Here is a 17,038-nt window from a genome sequence, read left to right as displayed (position 1 = left end):
CGAGGGGGCCGCGGCTCGCGTCGTAGGGTGGCGGGATGCCGCACACCGCTTCCCGTTACCTCGCCGAAGGCCCCCGCGTGGGCATACGCCACTTCACCTACGAGGACGCCGCCGAGTTCACCGCCCGGGCCAGGGAGAGCAAGGAACTGCACCAGCCGTGGCTGTTCCCGCCGGACAGCGAGAGCGCGTATCTCGCGTATGCCGGCCGGCTGATCGAGGACCGGACCAAGGCGGGGTTCCTGGTCTGCGAGAAGGACGGGGAGCGGGGCGAGGGGGCCATCGCCGGGTTCATCAACATCAACAACATCGTCGAGGGCGGCTTCCGATGCGGGGCCCTCGGCTACGGCGCCTTCGCGCACGCCGTCGGGCGCGGGCTGATGCGCGAGGGGCTTGACCTCGTGGTCGACCACGCCTTCGGGCCGATGCGGCTGCACCGCCTGGAGATCAACGCGCAGCCCCTCAACACCGCCTCCCTCGCCCTCGCCCGCAGCTGCGGCTTTCGCCTCGAGGGGTTCTCCCCGAAGATGCTCTACATCGACGGGGAGTGGCGGGACCACGAGCGCTGGGCGCTCACCGTCGAGATGCGGGCTTCCGGTTGATCTTCATGGTGTCGAGGTCGGTGACCGTCGACTTCAGGTCGCGGAAGCCGTAGCCGAGCTCGCTGAGTGCCGTCTCCGCGCGGTCCTCGGCGATCGCGCCCGCCATCTCCTCGCCGTCCGCCGCGTCCGACACCACCACATAGCGCATCGAGAAGTGCTTCAGCGGAGCCGGTTCGTACGACAGGGAGCCCTCCTCGGAGAACCGCATGCTCACCATGCCGTGGTCCGCCGCCTCGGCGAGCAGCCGGGCGCGGGCCTCCTCCGTGAGCCCCTCCCACGTGCCGCGGACGATCACCCGGTAGGTGTGCTGCTCACTCACTGTCGCTCCCTCGCGTATCTCCGTGGACGGTCGAGGGTACGTCGGCGAGGATGATCCGCATGCGGAATATCGTCGTGCTGGACGCCCCCTCCAACCTCGGCCTGCGTCCGCCCGCCCCCGGTACCGTCCCCGGCTGCTACAAGCTGGCCGGGGCCCTGCGTGAGCAGCGGATCGTGCAGCGGTTGCACGCCCTGGAGGGCGGGGTGGTGGTGCCGCCGCGCTACGACCGCGGGGACTGGCAGGAGGGCGACGGCGTCTTCAACGCCACCGCGATCGCCTCCTACACCGTCAGGCTGGCGGACCGCATCGAGCGCCATGTGCGCGCCGGGGACTTCCCCGTCGTCCTCGGCGGCGACTGCTCCATCCAGCTCGGCGCCTCGCTCGCCCTGCGCCGCGTCGGGCGCTACGGACTGGCCGCGGTCGACGCCTCGCCCGACTTCCGGCACCCCGGCAACTCCGACCGGATCGGCGCGGCGGGCGGCGAGGAGGTCGCGCTGGGCACCGGGCGGGGGCAGGAGGACCTGACGGACCTGGAGGGGCTGAAGCCCTACCTGCGCGACGAGGACGTGCGGTTCTTCGGGATCCGCGACGCGTTCGAGGAGGACCGCGCCGAACTGGCCGCGCTGAAGATCCCGGTCGTGACCGTCGGCGATCTCCGCGAGTGGGGTGCGGACGCCCTCGCCCGGGCCACCGCGCAGGCCTTCGAGACCCCGGAGATCGACGGCTTCTGGGTGCACCTGGACGCCGACTGTCTCGACCCGGCCGTCATGCCCGCCGTGGACAGCCCCGACCCGGACGGCCTCCTGCCCGCCGAACTCGTCGCGCTGCTACGGCCGTTGCTCGCCTCCCCCTCCTGCGCCGGCCTCAACATCACCATCTACGACCCCGATCTCGACCCCGAGGGCACGGCGGCCGCGCTGCTCACCGACATCGTCGTGGACGCCTTTGCGCAATCCTGACCGGCAGCTCCCCTGGCCGACTCACCGCCGAGCGGTTTCCATGGTGATCGTGACGACGATCCGGCGAGACGTACTCACCCTGCCCGCCGCACAGCTGGGCCCCGACAACCCGCTGCCCCCGCTGCTGCTCCCGCAGGAGGTTCACAGCATCGACGTACGGGACCGGGACGACCTGCCCCGGGACATGGCCCGGCAGGCCGGTTACGGGCAGCTCGGGAGCCTGCTGCCGGTCCGTGTCCGGGACTGCTACGGCAGGGACCGCGCACCCCGCGAGCTCGAGACGATCGTGATCGAGAACGACCGGCTCAGGGCCACGGTCCTGCCCGGTCTCGGCGGCCGGGTCGCCGCCCTGTTTCACAAGCCGACCGGGCGTGAACTCCTGTACCGCAACCCGGTGTTCCAGCCCGCGAACTTCGCCCTGAACGGCGCCTGGTTCTCCGGCGGCATCGAGTGGAACATCGGCGCCACCGGTCACACCACCCTGTCCTGCGCACCCCTGCACGCGGCCCGCGTACCCGCTCCGGACGGCGGGGAGATGCTCCGCCTCTGGGAGTGGGAACGACTGCGGGACCTGCCCTTCCAGGTGGACCTGTGGCTGCCGGACGGGTCGGACTTCCTGTACGTCGGGGTACGGATCCGCAATCCGCACGAACGGCCGGTGCCGGGCTACTGGTGGTCGAACATCGCCGTGCCCGAGGGCCGCAGGGTGCTCGCCCCGGCCGAGGAGGCGTGGCAGTTCGGCTATGAGCGCCACCTGCGCAGGGTGCCCCTCCCACCGGACCCGCTGGACAGCCCCCATGCCGCGGACTACTTCTACGACCTGCCCGACGCCCGGCGCCGCTGGATCGCCGCCCTCGACCCCGACGGACACGGGCTGGTGCAGACGTCCACCGATCTCCTGCGCGGCCGCAAGCTGTTCGTGTGGGGGACCGGCAGCGGAGGCCGGCGCTGGCAGGAGTGGCTCACCGAACCCGGCACCGGCGGCTACTGCGAGATCCAGGCCGGGCTCGCCCGCACCCAGCTGGAGCACGTCCGGCTGGCCCCCGAGAGCGAGGTGACGTGGCTGGAGGCGTACGGGCCCTTGGCGGCGGCGCCGGTGACGGCGGAGGCGGAGGCGCGCCTGGAGACCGTACTGCCGCGTGCCGCCGTCGACGAGGCGTACGCCGCCTGGAAGCCGTACGCCGACACCGAACCCGGCGAGACCCTCGCCGCCGGCTCGGGCTGGGGCGCCCTCGAAGTGCTGCGCACCGACTGGAAGTTGCCCGGCACGCCCTTCGAGGAGAACACCCTCGGGCAGGCGCAGGCGCCCTGGCTGGAGCTGCTGCGGGCCGGGTCCTTCTCCGAACCGCGGCGGGTACGGCCGCCCGGCGAGACGCTGGTCGCCCCGCACTGGCGGGACATGCTGGAGACCGCGCCCGCCACCCCGCTCACCGAGTACCACCTGGGAGTGGCCCAGTGGCACGCCGGTGACCGGGCGCAGGCCGTGCGCAGTTGGGAGCGCGGACTCGAACTGGCGCCGTCCCGCTGGCCGTTGCTGCGCTGTCTCGCCGTCGCCGACCAGGGGACCGGCAACCGCGAGCGGGCCGCCGACCGGTACGCCGACGCGTTCGACGACCTGTGCCACGAGCGGCGCGACGACGGCGAGTCGTGGACGGCCGCCACCGCCGCGCTGGGCCGCGAGACGCTGGAGGCGCTGGTCGCGGCAGGACGTACGGCCGAGGCGCGTGCCGTGTGGGAGCGCCTGTACCCGGCGATCCGGGCGCGCGGCAGGTTCCGGCTGATCGAGGCCGGACTGCTGCTCGCCGAGGGACGGCCCGAGTCGGCCCGGGCCGTCTTCGACGAGGGCTTCGAGGTCGCCGACCTGCGGGAGGGCGCCGAGGCGATCGGCGAACTGTGGAGCCGGCTCAGCGAGGGACCGCTGCCGCCGCACTACGACTTCCGTATGCGGCCGCAGAGTTGACGGAGCCGGTCCCGCTAGGTGACGTTGCGGTCGACGTACTCGTACACCACGCCGTCCGGATGCATCGCCATCAGGTTGCGGCCCACCGGCGTGGGCACCGGGCCCGCGATGACACGGGCACCCAGCTCGCTGAGGAGCTGGTGGGCCTCGTCGACGTCCTTCACCGCGATGGTCGCCGCGACCTTGCGCAGCACCTCCAGCTCGGCCTCGGGGCCGCTCATCAGCAGGAAGCAGCCCACCGCGGCCACCTGGACGCCGCCGCGCTCGAAACGGAGAGCCGTGGCGCCCGCCAGCCGTTCGTAGAAGACGACCGCGGCCTCAAGATCGTCGACACAGACACGCAGCGTGGTTCCCAGAATGTCCATGTGGAGGAGCCTAATTGCGGCGGCCGGGACATGGAGATCGTTCACGCGATCCTCCCGACCCGCCCGTCCGCACCGCACAGGTGGACCGGGCGTTATGCGCACGCCTGTACGGGTACCCGGCGGCCATGGAGCGCTTGGATCACCTGGAGCATCTGGACAGGCATCTGGTCGACGAGCTGGCGCAGGTGGCACGCGAGACCGTACGGGACGAGCTGCGCGAACAGACGCGCAAGCAGCGCCGTACGGCCATGCTGTACGCCGCGTCCGGCGCCGTCGCGCTGTACGCGGGAGCGGCCGTGGCACTCGCCATAGGCCTCGCTCTCGCCCTCGGGCTGCCCGACTGGGCCGCCGCGCTGATCACCGCCGCGATCCTGGCGGCCGTCGCCTACGCGCTGCGCGGTGCGGCCAGGCCTTCCGCGTCCCGGCCGTCGGCCGCGCAGGAGGCGGAGACGGCGGCCCAGCCGGACCGGGCCACCGCAGGAGCGGCACCGGTGGCCGCGCCGCCGAACGGGCTCGGGACGCCGTATCCGCCCATGCCGCCGGTCGCCCCCGGAACACCGGGCACGCCGGAATCCGGCGCGGCGCCGCGGAAGGACGACATCGACCCCGAGCAGCCGCACCACCGGGCCTGACGCGTGGTGCGCGACGCATGGAAGGAAGCACGCGTGAAGGTCGGCAAAGTCGTCGTGGTGACCGGGGCCAGCGGCGGCGTGGGACGGGCCACCGCCCGGGCCTTCGCCGAACGCGGGGCCCGGGTCGCCCTGCTGGCCCGGGGCCTCGAGGGCCTGGCGGCCGCCGCCGACGACGTGCAACAGGCAGGCGGTGAGGCGCTCGTCGTGAGCGTCGACATGGCCGACCCCAAAGCCGTGGACGACGCAGCCCAGCAGGTCGTCGACGCCTTCGGGCACATCGACGTCTGGGTCAACAACGCCTTCACCGGGGTCTTCGCACCGTTCACGGAGATCACCGCGGACGAGTTCCGGCGGGTCACCGAAGTGACGTACCTGGGCTATGTGTCCGGCACCCGGGCCGCCCTCCGCCACATGCTGCCGCGGGACCGCGGCACCGTCGTGCAGGTGGGGTCCGCGCTGGCCTACCGGGGCATCCCCCTGCAGTCCGCGTACTGCGGGGCCAAGCACGCCATCCAGGGCTTCAACGAGTCCCTGCGGTGCGAGCTGCTCCACTCGGGCAGCGGCGTCCGGACGACGATGGTGCAGCTGCCGGGTGTCAACACCCCCCAGTTCGACTGGGTGTTGAACCGGATGCCCGGGAAAGCCCGTCCGGTGGCGCCGGTGTACCAGCCGGAGGTCGCCGCACGCGCGGTCGTCCATGCGGCCTTCCACGCGCGGCGGCGGGAGTACTGGGTCGGCGGGTCCACGGCGGCCACCCTCCTCGCCAACGCGATCGCTCCGGGAGTGCTGGACCGCTACCTCGCCCGCACCAACTTCGAGGCACAGCAGGAAGAGGGGGAGCACGGCGGTCCCGGGAACCTGTGGGCGCCCCTGGACGGGCCGCACGGGCGGGACTTCGGGGCACACGGGCGCTTCGACGAGGAAGCCGTCTCCAAGAGCCCGCAGGACTGGGTCTCCCGCAACCGCGCCCGGATGGGCATGGGGCTCGTGGCCGCCGCAGCCGGTGGACTGGGCGTCGCGGTGGCCTCCGGGCTGCGGCGCCGGGGCTGAGCGCTCCAGGACCTGGGAACGGGCCAGGTCCTGGAGCGCGGAGGACCGTACTCGTTCACCCCTGCTGGAGCTGCGGCAGCACCTTCGTGCGGTAGAAGTCGAAGAAGCCGCGCTGGTCGGGGCCGATCTGGTTGACGTAGACCCGATCGAAGCCCGCGTCGGCGAACGCGCTCAGCGCGGAGACATGCTCGTCGACGTCGTCCCCGCACACCGCCTGCTTGCTCACCATCTCCTCGGTGACCAGCGGCTCAAGCTGCTCGAAATGACGCGGCGAGGGCAGGATCTGGGCCATCTCGCCGGGCAGGAACTGGTTGAACCACAGCTTGCGGACCGTGGCGACGCACTCGTCGCGGTCGATGCCGTAGCAGACCTTCGTACCGCCGATGACCGGCTTGCCGGCGCCGCCGCCCTTGCGGAACTGCTCCACCATCGACTCGTCGGGCATCATCGTGATGAAGCCGTCGCCGACCCGGGACGCGAGCGCCGTGGCCGCCGGGCCGAAGCCGGAGATGTCGATGGGGACGGGTTCGTCGGGGACCGTGTACAGGCGGGCGTTCTCCACCGTGTAGTGCGTGCCGTGGTGGTTGACCTCCTCACCCGTGAAGAGGCGGCGCATCACCTGGATCGACTCCTCCAGCATCTCCAGCCGGATGTGCGCGGGCGGCCAGGCATCGCCGAGGACGTGCTCGTTCAGGGCCTCGCCGGACCCGACGCCCAGGCGGAAACGGCCGTTCGTCATCACGGCCGACGTCGCCGCGGCCTGCGCCACCACCGCCGGGTGGATCCGCACGGTCGGGCAGGTCACGGCCGTCTCGATCGGCAGGGACACCGCCTTCGAGAGCGCGCCGATCACCGACCACACGAAGGGGCTCTGGCCCTGCGCGTCGTTCCACGGGTGGTAGTGATCGGAGATCCACAGCGAGCTGAAGCCCGCCTGCTCGGCCATGCGCGCCTGTTCGACGAGGTCGGCGGGACCGAACTCCTCGCACGACAGGAAATAGCCGTATTCGGGCATGGGGGGTACCTCCGGCGGTTCCGTGATGAGAGGGGCCCCGCCCGAGTACCCGGCGGCCCGTTCGGAAACCGGCGTTTGGGCGCCCTGGCCAGGGGGACGCGGAAGGCTCCCGAGGTACGCGACAGCCCCGGAGGCGAACCGTGAGTCGACCCCGCATCGTGATCGTCGGTGCCGGCTTCGCCGGGTACCGGACGGCGAAGGAACTGTCCCGAAAAGCCCGCGGCAAGGCCGACATCACCCTGCTCAACCCGACCGACTACTTCCTGTATCTGCCCCTGCTGCCCCAGGTCGCGGCCGGGATCCTGGAACCCCGACGGGTGACCGTCTCCCTCTCCGACACTCTGCCCCAGGTGCGGCTGGTGCTCGGCGAGGCCGACGGCATCGACCTCGACGGGCGCACCGTCCACTACACCGACCCCGAGGGCACCGCCGGCACGCTCGGCTACGACCGGCTGGTGCTGGCCGCCGGAAGCGTCAACAAGTTGCTGCCCATCCCCGGCGTCGCCGAGCACGCACACGGCTTCCGGGGCCTTCCCGAGGCGCTGTACCTGCGCGACCACGTGACCCGGCAGGTGGAACTCGCCGCGGCCGCCGGCGACCCCGCGACCTGCGCCGCCCGGTGCACCTTCGTCGTGGTCGGCGCGGGCTACACGGGCACCGAGGTCGCCGCGCAGGGGCAGCTGTTCACCGACGCGCAGGTGCGCAAGCACCCGCTGCGGAAGGGCATGCGGCCGCGCTGGCTCCTCCTCGACATCGCGGAGCGGGTGCTGCCCGAACTCGACCCGCATCTGTCCCGCACCGCCGACCGCACGCTCAGGGAACGGGGCGTGGAGGTGCGGATGGGCACCTCCGTGAAGGAGGCCACGCCGGACGGAGTGTTGCTGAGCGACGGCGAGTTCGTCGAGACGCGGTCGCTGGTGTGGTGCGTGGGGGTACGGCCCGATCCGCTCGCCGAATCGCTCGGACTGCCCATGGAACGCGGCCGGCTGCTCGTCGACCCGAACCTTCAAGTGCCGGGACGGCCCGAGGTGTTCGCGTGCGGTGACGCGGCCGCGGTGCCCGATCTGGAGAACCCGGGGCAGTACACGCCGATGACGGCGCAGCACGCCTGGCGGCAGGGCCGTACCGCGGCCCTCAACGTCGCCGCCTCGCTGGGAGCGGGTGTGCGCCGACCCTACGAGCACCGGGACCTGGGCTTCGTCGTGGACCTCGGCGGTGTGAAGGCCGCCGCCAACCCGCTGGGCGTCCCGCTGTCCGGCCTCGCGGCCGGTGCCGTCACCCGGGGGTACCACCTCGCGGCGATGCCGGGCAACCGCGTCCGGGTCGCCGCCGACTGGCTGCTGGACGCCGTACTCCCGCGCCAGGCCGTCCAGTTGGGCCTCGTACGGTCCTGGTCGGTACCGCTGGACACGGCCTCGCCGGAACTGGCACGGGTCCCCGGACGGCCGCAGCCACGCCAGGAGGCCGAAGCCCGCTCCGGCCCCGGCGCCGCGACCGAGGAGGAGACCCTGCCGGGATGGGACACGACCGATCCCGCAACCGGCCGATCCGTTGCGCGGGAGCCGGAGGTCGTGGCGAGCGCGGGCGAGGCGGTGATCGCGGAGGCGAAGGCCCGCGGGGCGGCCGAGCAGGCATCGCCCGAGCAGGCATCGCCCGAGCAGGCATCGCCCGAGTACAGGGCTCCCGAGCCGGCGAAGAAGCAGCCCGGCGGTGAACCCGCGAAGAGTCAGCCCGCCTCCGAACCCTCGAAGAGCCAGCCGGCGCCCGGGTCCGGGAAGAGCCAGCCGGCCCCCGAGCCAGCGAAGAACCAACCCGGACCCGAACCCGCGAAGAGCCAGCCGGCGCCCGTACCCGCCAAGAACGAGCCCGGCGGGGAGCCGGGGCGAGCCCCCGGGCACCTCAAGCGCACCGACGCGGACCCCGCGGAAGGAGACTCATGAACACCGGTGAACTCGTCGAACTCGCGCAGCAGTTGCGCGTGGACAGTGTGCGCGCCTCGGCCGCCGCGGGCTCCGGGCACCCGACCTCCTCGATGTCCGCCGCCGACCTGATGGCCGTACTCCTCGCGCACCACTTCCGCTACGACTTCGACCGCCCCGCGCACCCCGGCAACGACCGCTTCGTGCTGTCCAAGGGGCACGCCTCGCCGCTGCTGTACTCCGCGTACAAGGCGGCCGGTGTCATCGACGACGACGAGCTGCTGACCTTCCGCAAGGAGGGCAGCCGCCTCGAAGGACATCCCACCCCGCGCAAGCTCGACTGGGTCGAGACCGCCACCGGCTCCCTCGGCCAGGGACTGCCCGTGGGCGTCGGCATCGCGCTCTCCGGGAAGCGGCTGGAGCGCACCGGCTACCGCGTGTGGGTGCTGTGCGGCGACAGCGAGCTCGCCGAGGGCTCGATCTGGGAGGCCGCCGAGCACGCGGGCCACGAGCACCTCGACAACCTCACCGCGATCGTGGACGTCAACCGGCTCGGTCAGCGCGGTCCCACCCGGCACGGCCACGACCTCGACGCCTACGCCCGCCGCTTCCAGGCCTTCGGCTGGCACACCGTCGAGATCGACGGGCACGACGTGGACGCCATCGACCGCGCGTACGGCGAGGCCGAGTCCACCAAGGGCCAGCCCACCGCGATCCTCGCCCGCACCCTCAAGGGCAAGGGCGTCGCCGACGTCGAGGACCGCGAGGGACTGCACGGGAAGCCGCTGAAGGACGCCGACGAGGCGATCCGGGAGCTCGGCGGCGTACGCGAGCTCCGCGTCCAGGTGCAGGAGCCGCCGGCCGCCCGCATCCTGCACGCCGTCCGCGCCGGGCACCTCGAACTGCCCCGCTGGGACGCCGGTGAGGAAGTGGCCACCCGGGACGCCTACGGACAGGCCCTCGCCGCCCTCGGCACCGGACGCGGTGACGTCGTCGCCCTGGACGGCGAGGTCGGCGACTCGACCCGTACCGAGTACTTCGCCAAGGAACACGCCGACCGCTACTTCGAGTGCTACATCGCCGAGCAGCAGATGGTCGCGGCCGCCGTGGGACTCGCCGCGCGCGGCTGGGTGCCGTACGCCGGAACCTTCGCGGCCTTCCTCACCCGTGCCTACGACTTCGTCCGCATGGCCTCCGTCAGCGGGGCCGGCCTCAACCTCGTCGGCTCGCACGCGGGCGTCGCCATCGGACAGGACGGGCCCAGCCAGATGGGCCTGGAGGACCTGGCGATGATGCGGGCGATCCACGGCTCGACCGTGCTGTACCCGTGCGACGCCAACCAGACCGCCCAGCTGGTCGCCCGCATGGCGGGCCTGAAGGGCATCCGCTATCTGCGCACGGGCCGCGGCGAGAGCCCGGTGATCTACGGCCCCGACGAGGACTTCCCGGTCGGCGGCAGCAAGGTGCTGCGCTTCTCCCAGAGCGACCGGATGACGATCGTCGCCGCGGGCGTCACCGTGCATGAGGCGCTCAAGGCCGCCGAGGCGCTGGACCAGGAGGGCATCCGGGTCAGGGTCGTCGACCTGTACTCGGTCAAGCCCGTCGACCGGGTCACCCTGCGCCAGGCCGCCGAGGACACCGGCTGCCTGCTGACCGTGGAGGACCACCGCGAGGAGGGCGGCCTCGGCGACGCCGTCCTCGACGCCTTCACCGACGGCCGGCCCGTACCGCGCCTGGTGCGCCTCGCCGTCCGTACGATGCCGGGCTCGGCCTCGCCCGAGGAGCAGTTGCACGCCGCGGGCATCGACGCCGAGTCGATCGCGGCCGCCGGACGGCTGCTGGTGGAGCAGGCGATCGTGCCGTGACCGGCGACGACGTACGGACCGTACGCGCGGGCAGGCGCACCGTCGAGGTGCACCGGCCGGACAAGGTGCTCTTCCCCGGCGGCGACGGCGACGGCGGCGTCAAGGAGTACACCAAGGGCGATCTCGTCGACTACTACCGTTCCGTCGCGCCCTTCATGCTGCCGCACCTGCGACGGCGTCCGCTCATGCTGGAACGGCATCCGGACGGTGTCACCGGCCCCACGTTCATGCAGAAGAACACCCCGGACTCCTACCCGGAGTGGATCAGCCGGGTCGAAGTGCCGAAAGAGGGCGGCACCGTCTGCCACACCGTCTGTGACGACACCGCCACCCTCCTCTACCTCGCCGACCAGGCATCCCTCACCCTGCACCGCTGGCTCTCCCGGGTCGGGAGCGTGGAGCGGCCCGACCGGATGGTCTTCGACCTCGACCCGGCAGGCGACGACGACTTCGCCGCGGTGCACGAGGCGGCCTGGCTGCTCGGGGAACTGCTCGACGAGCTGAAACTGCCCTCCGCGCTGATGACCACCGGCTCACGCGGCCTGCATGTGATCGTGCCCCTCAACGGCCGGCACGACTTCGACGAGGTCCGCCGGTTCGCCAAGGACGTCGCCGACACCCTGGTCGCGGGCCACCCCGACCGGCTCACCACCGCCGCCCGCAAGAAGGACCGCGGCGACCGCCTCTACCTCGACGTACAGCGCAACGGCTACGCACAGACCGCCGTCGTGCCCTTCACCGTACGTGCGAAACCCGGCGCCCCCGTGGCCACCCCGATGGCCTGGACCCAGCTCGACGATCCGGGTCTGGACGCCCGTCGCTGGACCATCGCCGACGCGGTCGAACAGGCCCGCACCGATCCCTGGGCCGGGGTCATGGCGAAGGGGCGCGCTCTCGGTCCCGCCCGGCGCAGGTTGAACGCCTTGATGCGCTCTTGAAGGTTTGGCGAAGGAACGAGCGGCCACCCGAGGTGAGAGGTGCCATGTCGAACACAAACAACTCATCCGAATCACCGAATTCACGGAACTCCCGCAAAGGGACAGAAGAGGACACGGAAGAGAACGTGGCGGAGAACCGGCGGCCGAAGCCCATGGAGGTGCTGCGCAACGCGCGCACCCAGCTCGCCGAGCTGACCGGCATGGACGCCGAGAACGTGTCGTCCTTCGAACAGACGGAGGACGGCTGGTCGCTCGAGATCGAGGTTCTCGAGCTCACCCGCGTGCCCGACACGATGAGCCTGATGGCGAGCTACCAGGTCGAACTCGACCCGGAAGGACAGCTCACCGGCTATCGGCGCGTTCGCCGTTACGAACGCGGGCGCTCGGACGCACAAAGGCAGGGCGGCCGATAGGCCGACCCGCCGCACAGACATTCGTTCACCAGCACACAGAGAAGGAGGCGCGGTCGACATGACCGTTGTCCCGGCACAACAGGGCGGTGGCGGAGGCGGCTCCAGCGGCCTCTACGACGTTCTGGAACTGGTCCTCGACAGGGGTCTCGTCATCGACGCGTTCGTACGGGTCTCCCTGGTCGGCATCGAAATCCTGAAGATCGACGTACGGGTCGTGGTGGCCAGCGTCGACACGTATCTGCGCTTCGCCGAAGCGTGCAACCGGCTGGACCTGGAGGCCGGCCCGCGCAAGGACCCCGGCCTGCCCGACCTGGTCGGCGAGATGACCGAGTCCGGCGCCCGCGGCAAGTCCAAGGGCGCGCTCTCCGGCGCCGCCGAGACCATCTCCGACGCGTTCAAGCAGGCACGTGAAGGGGACGGCCAGACCGAGTCCAGGCCGCGTGCCCGCAAGTCCACGGCTTCGCGCAGGAAGGAGGAGCAGGAGTGAGCACGTACGTGTACGGCATCACCGCCGCTTCCCACCCCACGGTGCCCGAGGACCTGGTGGGAGTCGGCGACCCCGCACAAACAGTGCGGGTGCTGACGGAGGGCGACCTGGCGGCCATCGTCAGTGACGCCCCCGACGGGCTGCGGCCCAAGCGCCGTGACCTCCTCGCCCACCAGAACGTGCTGAGCGAGGCGGGCGCGGACGGCTGCATCCTGCCCATGCGGTTCGGCAGCGTGGCCCCCGACGACAGCACCGTCACCGGGGTGCTCGCGGAGCGCTCCGAGCACTACAAGGAGCGCCTGCGGACCCTCGACGGCAAGGTCGAGTACAACGTCAAGGCCACCCACGACGAAGAGGCCGTACTGCACCGGGTGATGTCCGACAACCCGGACCTCCGCGCCATGACCGAAGCCAACCGGAAGGCGGGCGGCGGCAGTTACGACGACCGTCTCAGGCTCGGCGAGATGGTCGTGGCCGCGGTCAAGGCCCGCGAGTCCGAGGACGCCGGCGAGGTGCAGCGCGCCCTGGAACCGGTCGCCGACGCGATCAGCGTGGGCCCCGAGTCCTCGGGCTGGCTCGCCAACGTGTCCTTCCTCGTGGAGCGCGACTCGGCCGCGTCCTTCCTGGAGGCGGTGGACGAGCTCCGCAAGGCCCACCCGCACCTCGACCTGCGGGTCAACGGCCCGCTGCCGCCGTACAGCTTCGTCGACCCGGGCCCGGCCGAACCCGCGGGCACGACGGTCGGCATCGACCACGCGGAGGAGTGAGCGGCCGTGGGGCTCATCGGAGAGGTGCTGCTGCTGCCGTTCGCCCCGGTACGCGGTAGCGCCTGGGCGATCAAACAGGTGCTGCACGAAGCCGAGCGCCTCTACTACGACCCGGCGGCGGTCCGGGCCGAACTTTCCCGGCTCGAGGAGCGACTCGAGGCCGGCGAGATCGACGAGGAGGAATTCGACCGACAGGAGGACGAGCTCCTCGAACGACTGGAGATCGGCCTGCGCGGCGGCGCGGGGACTGGCGAGGGGACGACACGATGAACCGAATGGGACTGGGCCTCGCCGTAGGGGCCGGATATCTCCTCGGACGTACGAAGAAACTGAAACTGGCGTTCGCCGTCGGGTCGGTCGTGGCCGGCAAGCGGCTGAATCTGACGCCGAAGGCGCTGGCCGAACTGGTCTCCCAGCAACTGCTGAAGAACCCGCAGTTCAAGGAGATAGGCGACACGCTCCGCGAGGACCTGCGAGGCGTCGGCAAGGCGGCCTCCGGAGCCATGGTGGAGCGGCAGATCGACGCGATCGCCGACCGGCTGCACGGCCGTACAGCCGAGGTCCGCGACCAGCTCTCGGGCGTCGCCTCGGAGGTGCCCGGGCTCTCCGACGACGAGGACGAGGAGTCCGAAGGGGACGAGGAGTCCGAGGAGGAGGAGACTGGGACCGCGGAGGCCGAGGCCGACGAGGAGCCCTCGGACGAGGACGAGGACGAGGCCGAGGACTCGGAAGACGACGACGAGGCCGAGGACTCGGAAGAGGACGAGGAGGCCGAGGACGAGCAGGACGAGGCTCCGGCCGCGGCGAAGAAGACCGCGAAGAAGGCCCCCGCCAAGAAGACGGCCGCGCAGAAGCAGCCGGGCCGGAAGCCGCCCGCCAAGAAGGCGGCACAGAGCCAGGGCCGCACGACCGGCAAGAAGACCGCGGCCAAGAAGACCACGGCGAAGAAGACGGCCGCCAAGAAGACGACCGCGGCCAGGGGAGCCGGCCGGAGCACCCGGTCCCGGCTGCCGAAGGGAGGCGGTGAGTGATGAGCGACACCCTCGGATCCGCCACCGACAAGGCGAAGAACAACCCGCTCACCGACGTGGCCCACAGCGAGGCCGCCGATCGGCTCAAGTCCGAGCTGCAGGAGTACGTGGCCGCACAGGCCCAGCGCATGCTGGTCGGCGTCGGCCGCAAGCTGGGCGAGACCACCGGCAAGCTGAACGACATCGCCGAGGGCAACAGCCCGGGCTTCGCCAAGCTCGCCCTCGACGGCGGCCGCAAGCTCGCCGAGGGCAAGGGCCCGCTGCGCAGCGCGCTGGAGGTCGGAGCGGGCCGCGCCAAGGACAGCGTGGTCGGCGCCTTCAAGAACCTCGGCGGCGGTGGCAAGGGCAAGCGCAAGCGCGGGTCCGGCCAGAAGCCCACGGTGATCATCGAGTTCATCGACGTCGGCGTGGATCTGCGCACGGCTTACGACCAGTGGACGCAGTACCAGGACTTCTCCACCTTCGCGAAGGGCGTCAAGAGCGCGAACCGCGCCGACGACACCCACAGCGACTGGCAGATGAAGATCTTCTGGTCCAACCGCAACTGGAAGGCCACCACCACCGAGCAGATCCCCGACGACCGGATCCAGTGGACGTCGGAGGGGGCCAAGGGCACGACCAAGGGCGTCGTCTCCTTCCACAAGCTCGCCGACAACCTCACCCGCGTCCTGCTGGTGATCGAGTACTACCCGCAGGGCCTGTTCGAGAAGACGGGCAACATCTGGCGCGCCCAGGGCCGCCGGGCCCGGCTGGACCTCAAGAACTTCGCCCGCTTCATCACCCTCAAGGGAGAGGCGGAGGACGGCTGGCGCGGCGAGATCGAGGACGGCGAGGTCGTCAAGAGCCACGAGGACGCGGTGGCGGAGGAGGAAGAGGCGGAGGGCGCCGAGGGGTCCGAGGACGCCGAGGACACCGAGGAAGACGACGAGCAGGAGGGCCCGTACGCCGAGGACGAGACCGAGGAGGAGCCCGAGGAAGAGGGCGAGCCCGAGGACGAGTACGAGGAGTACGACGAGGAGGAGCCCGAGGAGGAGGCCGAGGACGAGGCACCCGCGGACGAGGCCCCCGAGGACGAGGAAGAGGTTCCCGAGGAAGAGGAAGAGGAAGAGGAGTACGAGCACGCCGAGGGCGGGAGCCGACGATGAGCATGCCCAGCCGGCTCCCGGATCCCTACGGTCAGGGGAGCGGCGCCAACCTGGCCGACATCCTGGAGCGTGTGCTGGACAAAGGCATCGTCATCGCGGGAGACATCCGCATCAACCTGCTCGACATCGAGCTGCTCACCATCAAACTGCGGCTCATCGTCGCCTCGGTCGACAAGGCCAAGGAGATGGGGATCGACTGGTGGGAGGACGACCCGGCGTTGTCCACCCGCGCCCGCCGTGACGAACTCACCCGCGAGAACAACGAGTTGCGTGAGCGGCTCGCGCGTCTGGAGGAGCTGGAGCCCAGCCGCCGTGCCGAGGAGGAGAGTTCATGACCGGACTGCGGTACGTGTACGCCGTCTGCCGCCCCTTCGGCACCCCGTTGCAGGCCCAACTGGCCGGGGTGGCCGGTGATCCGCCCAGACTGCTGCACCACCACGGTCTGGTGGCCGTCGTCAGCCATGTGCCGGAGCGGGACTTCGCCGAAGAGCCGCTCCGCAGGCATCTGGAGGATCTGGAGTGGCTGACCGGGACCGTCCGCGCGCACCAGAGCGTGATCGACGCGCTCACCGTCGTCACCACCCCGCTGCCGCTGCGGCTCGGCACCGTCTTCCGCGACGACAGCGGGGTCCGGGTGATGATCGAGGAACGCGAGGAGGGCTTCCGACGCACCCTCGACCGGCTTCAGGACCGGGTGGAGTGGGGCGTCAAGGTCTACGCCGAGACGGCGGGCCCGGCCCCCGCGGAGCCCGCCGAGACGCCGGCGAAGCCGGCCTCGGGCCGTGACTATCTGCGGCAGCGGCGCCAGCGGGTGCGTTCCCGCGAGGAGATGTGGCAGCAGGCGGAGGCCTTTGCGACCCGGCTGCACGAAACGCTTTCCGGATATGCAGAGGACGCACGGCTGCACGCCCCGCAGAACCCCACGCTTTCGGGGGCCTCAGGACAGAACGTTCTGAATGCCGCCTATCTTGTGCCGCGCAGCGATTCCGAGGAATTCGTGGAAATGGTGGACCGCACCAAGGATGACGTCCCGGGAATGCGGGTCGAACTCACAGGGCCCTGGGCGGCCTATTCCTTCGCGGGGGAGGAACAACAGCCGTGACCGTCATCGAACGCCGCGAGGTGGCCCTCGTCGACCTGCTCGACCGGCTGCTGGCCGGCGGGGTCGTCATCACGGGGGACATCACCCTGCGCATCGCGGACGTCGACCTCGTCCGCATCGACCTGAACGCGCTGATCAGCTCGGTCAACGCGCAAGTTCCCTCACCGTTCGAGGAGTTGTTGTGACGGCCCGACGCAACCGGCTGGACCTGGAGCCCGACACGGTCGAGCGGGACCTGGTCAAGCTCGTCCTGACCGTCGTGGAGCTGCTGCGGCAGCTCATGGAGCGCCAGGCGCTGCGCCGGTTCGACGAGGGGGACCTGAACGAGGAGCAGGAGGAGCGGATCGGGCTCACCCTCATGCTCCTCGACGACCGTATGACCGAACTGCGTGAGCGGTACGGACTGCGGCCCGAGGACCTGAACCTGGACCTCGGGCCGCTCGGACCGCTGCTTCCCCGGGAGTGATCTCCG

General features: G+C 71.3%; 21 protein-coding genes. 18 read left to right on the top strand and 3 right to left on the bottom strand.

Features of this window, described 5'->3' with window-relative positions:
• Positions 1 to 35: 35 nt before the first annotated feature.
• The gene (locus ABZT06_RS27425; RefSeq protein WP_355746233.1) at positions 36 to 599 is read left to right on the top strand and encodes a GNAT family protein; all 564 of its coding nucleotides are present in this window, start codon (positions 36 to 38) and stop codon (positions 597 to 599) included.
• Here the strand turns inward: ABZT06_RS27425 and ABZT06_RS27420 are convergent.
• Positions 571 to 918: a DUF6204 family protein gene (locus tag ABZT06_RS27420; protein ID WP_355746230.1), complete on the bottom strand. Its 348-nt coding sequence runs from the start codon at positions 916 to 918 to the stop codon at positions 571 to 573. The genes ABZT06_RS27425 and ABZT06_RS27420 overlap by 29 nt on opposite strands.
• Positions 919 to 977: 59 nt before the next feature.
• On the opposite strand from ABZT06_RS27420, the gene ABZT06_RS27415 reads away from it, so the two are divergent.
• Positions 978 to 1,877, top strand: coding sequence for an arginase family protein (locus tag ABZT06_RS27415; RefSeq protein WP_355746227.1), 900 nt, complete (start codon positions 978 to 980; stop codon positions 1,875 to 1,877).
• A gap of 40 nt (positions 1,878 to 1,917) precedes the next feature.
• Complete coding sequence (locus ABZT06_RS27410; protein ID WP_355746224.1) at positions 1,918 to 3,837, top strand: DUF5107 domain-containing protein; 1,920 nt, start codon at positions 1,918 to 1,920, stop codon at positions 3,835 to 3,837.
• A gap of 14 nt (positions 3,838 to 3,851) precedes the next feature.
• Here ABZT06_RS27410 and ABZT06_RS27405 read toward each other — a convergent pair whose 3' ends face one another.
• On the bottom strand, positions 3,852 to 4,202 hold the full coding sequence (locus ABZT06_RS27405) for a VOC family protein (protein ID WP_355746221.1): 351 nt from the start codon (positions 4,200 to 4,202) through the stop codon (positions 3,852 to 3,854).
• Between the two features lie 125 nt (positions 4,203 to 4,327).
• Between ABZT06_RS27405 and ABZT06_RS27400 the strand changes: the two genes are divergently transcribed.
• Both ABZT06_RS27400 and ABZT06_RS27395 read left to right on the top strand, forming a co-directional pair.
• Entirely contained in the window at positions 4,328 to 4,834 is a 507-nt protein-coding gene (locus ABZT06_RS27400) for a phage holin family protein (protein WP_355746218.1), read from the top strand.
• A gap of 33 nt (positions 4,835 to 4,867) precedes the next feature.
• Entirely contained in the window at positions 4,868 to 5,884 is a 1,017-nt protein-coding gene (locus ABZT06_RS27395) for an SDR family oxidoreductase (RefSeq protein ID WP_355746215.1), read from the top strand.
• 55 nt (positions 5,885 to 5,939) lie between these two features.
• Here ABZT06_RS27395 and ABZT06_RS27390 read toward each other — a convergent pair whose 3' ends face one another.
• Positions 5,940 to 6,899 (bottom strand): LLM class F420-dependent oxidoreductase, encoded by a 960-nt coding sequence (locus ABZT06_RS27390; RefSeq protein WP_355746212.1) that lies wholly within the window; start codon positions 6,897 to 6,899, stop codon positions 5,940 to 5,942.
• A gap of 140 nt (positions 6,900 to 7,039) precedes the next feature.
• Between ABZT06_RS27390 and ABZT06_RS27385 the strand changes: the two genes are divergently transcribed.
• From ABZT06_RS27385 to ABZT06_RS27325, 13 genes are read left to right on the top strand one after another with little or no spacing between them, the layout of a single operon-like run.
• Complete coding sequence (locus tag ABZT06_RS27385) at positions 7,040 to 8,839, top strand: FAD-dependent oxidoreductase (RefSeq protein ID WP_355746209.1); 1,800 nt, start codon at positions 7,040 to 7,042, stop codon at positions 8,837 to 8,839.
• The gene (locus ABZT06_RS27380) at positions 8,836 to 10,683 is read left to right on the top strand and encodes a transketolase (protein WP_355746206.1); all 1,848 of its coding nucleotides are present in this window, start codon (positions 8,836 to 8,838) and stop codon (positions 10,681 to 10,683) included. The genes ABZT06_RS27385 and ABZT06_RS27380 overlap by 4 nt, the downstream gene beginning before the upstream one ends.
• The gene (ligD, locus tag ABZT06_RS27375) at positions 10,680 to 11,621 is read left to right on the top strand and encodes a non-homologous end-joining DNA ligase (protein WP_355746203.1); all 942 of its coding nucleotides are present in this window, start codon (positions 10,680 to 10,682) and stop codon (positions 11,619 to 11,621) included. The genes ABZT06_RS27380 and ligD overlap by 4 nt, the downstream gene beginning before the upstream one ends.
• A 44-nt stretch (positions 11,622 to 11,665) precedes the next feature.
• On the top strand, positions 11,666 to 12,034 hold the full coding sequence (locus ABZT06_RS27370) for a gas vesicle protein (protein WP_355746201.1): 369 nt from the start codon (positions 11,666 to 11,668) through the stop codon (positions 12,032 to 12,034).
• A gap of 58 nt (positions 12,035 to 12,092) precedes the next feature.
• Entirely contained in the window at positions 12,093 to 12,521 is a 429-nt protein-coding gene (locus ABZT06_RS27365; RefSeq protein WP_037706465.1) for a gas vesicle structural protein GvpA, read from the top strand.
• Positions 12,518 to 13,288 carry a GvpL/GvpF family gas vesicle protein gene (locus ABZT06_RS27360; protein WP_355746197.1) on the top strand — a complete coding sequence of 257 codons (771 nt, stop codon included), beginning with the start codon at positions 12,518 to 12,520 and terminating at the stop codon, positions 13,286 to 13,288. Before ABZT06_RS27365 ends, ABZT06_RS27360 begins: the two co-directional genes overlap by 4 nt.
• A gap of 6 nt (positions 13,289 to 13,294) precedes the next feature.
• Positions 13,295 to 13,558: a gas vesicle protein GvpG gene (locus tag ABZT06_RS27355; RefSeq protein ID WP_355746194.1), complete on the top strand. Its 264-nt coding sequence runs from the start codon at positions 13,295 to 13,297 to the stop codon at positions 13,556 to 13,558.
• A complete protein-coding gene (locus tag ABZT06_RS27350) occupies positions 13,555 to 14,319 on the top strand; it encodes a DNA primase (RefSeq protein ID WP_355746191.1) in 765 nt (254 codons plus the stop codon). The genes ABZT06_RS27355 and ABZT06_RS27350 overlap by 4 nt, the downstream gene beginning before the upstream one ends.
• Entirely contained in the window at positions 14,319 to 15,464 is a 1,146-nt protein-coding gene (locus ABZT06_RS27345) for an SRPBCC family protein (RefSeq protein WP_355746188.1), read from the top strand. Before ABZT06_RS27350 ends, ABZT06_RS27345 begins: the two co-directional genes overlap by 1 nt.
• A complete protein-coding gene (locus ABZT06_RS27340) occupies positions 15,461 to 15,799 on the top strand; it encodes a gas vesicle protein (RefSeq protein WP_355746185.1) in 339 nt (112 codons plus the stop codon). Before ABZT06_RS27345 ends, ABZT06_RS27340 begins: the two co-directional genes overlap by 4 nt.
• Positions 15,796 to 16,566, top strand: a complete 771-nt coding sequence (locus ABZT06_RS27335; protein ID WP_355746183.1) for a GvpL/GvpF family gas vesicle protein — start codon at positions 15,796 to 15,798, stop codon at positions 16,564 to 16,566. Before ABZT06_RS27340 ends, ABZT06_RS27335 begins: the two co-directional genes overlap by 4 nt.
• A complete protein-coding gene (locus tag ABZT06_RS27330; RefSeq protein ID WP_037706474.1) occupies positions 16,563 to 16,751 on the top strand; it encodes a gas vesicle protein in 189 nt (62 codons plus the stop codon). Before ABZT06_RS27335 ends, ABZT06_RS27330 begins: the two co-directional genes overlap by 4 nt.
• Positions 16,748 to 17,032, top strand: a complete 285-nt coding sequence (locus ABZT06_RS27325) for a gas vesicle protein K (protein WP_057608230.1) — start codon at positions 16,748 to 16,750, stop codon at positions 17,030 to 17,032. The genes ABZT06_RS27330 and ABZT06_RS27325 overlap by 4 nt, the downstream gene beginning before the upstream one ends.
• Positions 17,033 to 17,038 lie beyond the last annotated feature (6 nt).

This window comes from Streptomyces sp. NPDC005483 (assembly GCF_040606035.1).
GTDB lineage: Bacteria > Actinomycetota > Actinomycetes > Streptomycetales > Streptomycetaceae > Streptomyces.
This window is presented reverse-complemented; position numbering and strand designations above follow the sequence as displayed.

Coding starts and splice junctions, on each gene's coding strand:
- ABZT06_RS27350 (WP_355746191.1), top strand. CDS start 13,555: ATGAACCGAATGGGACTGGGCCTCGCCGTAGGGGCCGGATATCTCCTC.
- ABZT06_RS27365 (WP_037706465.1), top strand. CDS start 12,093: ATGACCGTTGTCCCGGCACAACAGGGCGGTGGCGGAGGCGGCTCCAGC.
- ABZT06_RS27370 (WP_355746201.1), top strand. CDS start 11,666: ATGTCGAACACAAACAACTCATCCGAATCACCGAATTCACGGAACTCC.
- ABZT06_RS27415 (WP_355746227.1), top strand. CDS start 978: ATGCGGAATATCGTCGTGCTGGACGCCCCCTCCAACCTCGGCCTGCGT.
- ABZT06_RS27340 (WP_355746185.1), top strand. CDS start 15,461: ATGAGCATGCCCAGCCGGCTCCCGGATCCCTACGGTCAGGGGAGCGGC.
- ABZT06_RS27405 (WP_355746221.1), bottom strand. CDS start 4,202: ATGGACATTCTGGGAACCACGCTGCGTGTCTGTGTCGACGATCTTGAG.
- ABZT06_RS27335 (WP_355746183.1), top strand. CDS start 15,796: ATGACCGGACTGCGGTACGTGTACGCCGTCTGCCGCCCCTTCGGCACC.
- ABZT06_RS27410 (WP_355746224.1), top strand. CDS start 1,918: ATGGTGATCGTGACGACGATCCGGCGAGACGTACTCACCCTGCCCGCC.
- ABZT06_RS27425 (WP_355746233.1), top strand. CDS start 36: ATGCCGCACACCGCTTCCCGTTACCTCGCCGAAGGCCCCCGCGTGGGC.
- ABZT06_RS27345 (WP_355746188.1), top strand. CDS start 14,319: ATGAGCGACACCCTCGGATCCGCCACCGACAAGGCGAAGAACAACCCG.
- ABZT06_RS27380 (WP_355746206.1), top strand. CDS start 8,836: ATGAACACCGGTGAACTCGTCGAACTCGCGCAGCAGTTGCGCGTGGAC.
- ABZT06_RS27390 (WP_355746212.1), bottom strand. CDS start 6,899: ATGCCCGAATACGGCTATTTCCTGTCGTGCGAGGAGTTCGGTCCCGCC.
- ABZT06_RS27400 (WP_355746218.1), top strand. CDS start 4,328: ATGGAGCGCTTGGATCACCTGGAGCATCTGGACAGGCATCTGGTCGAC.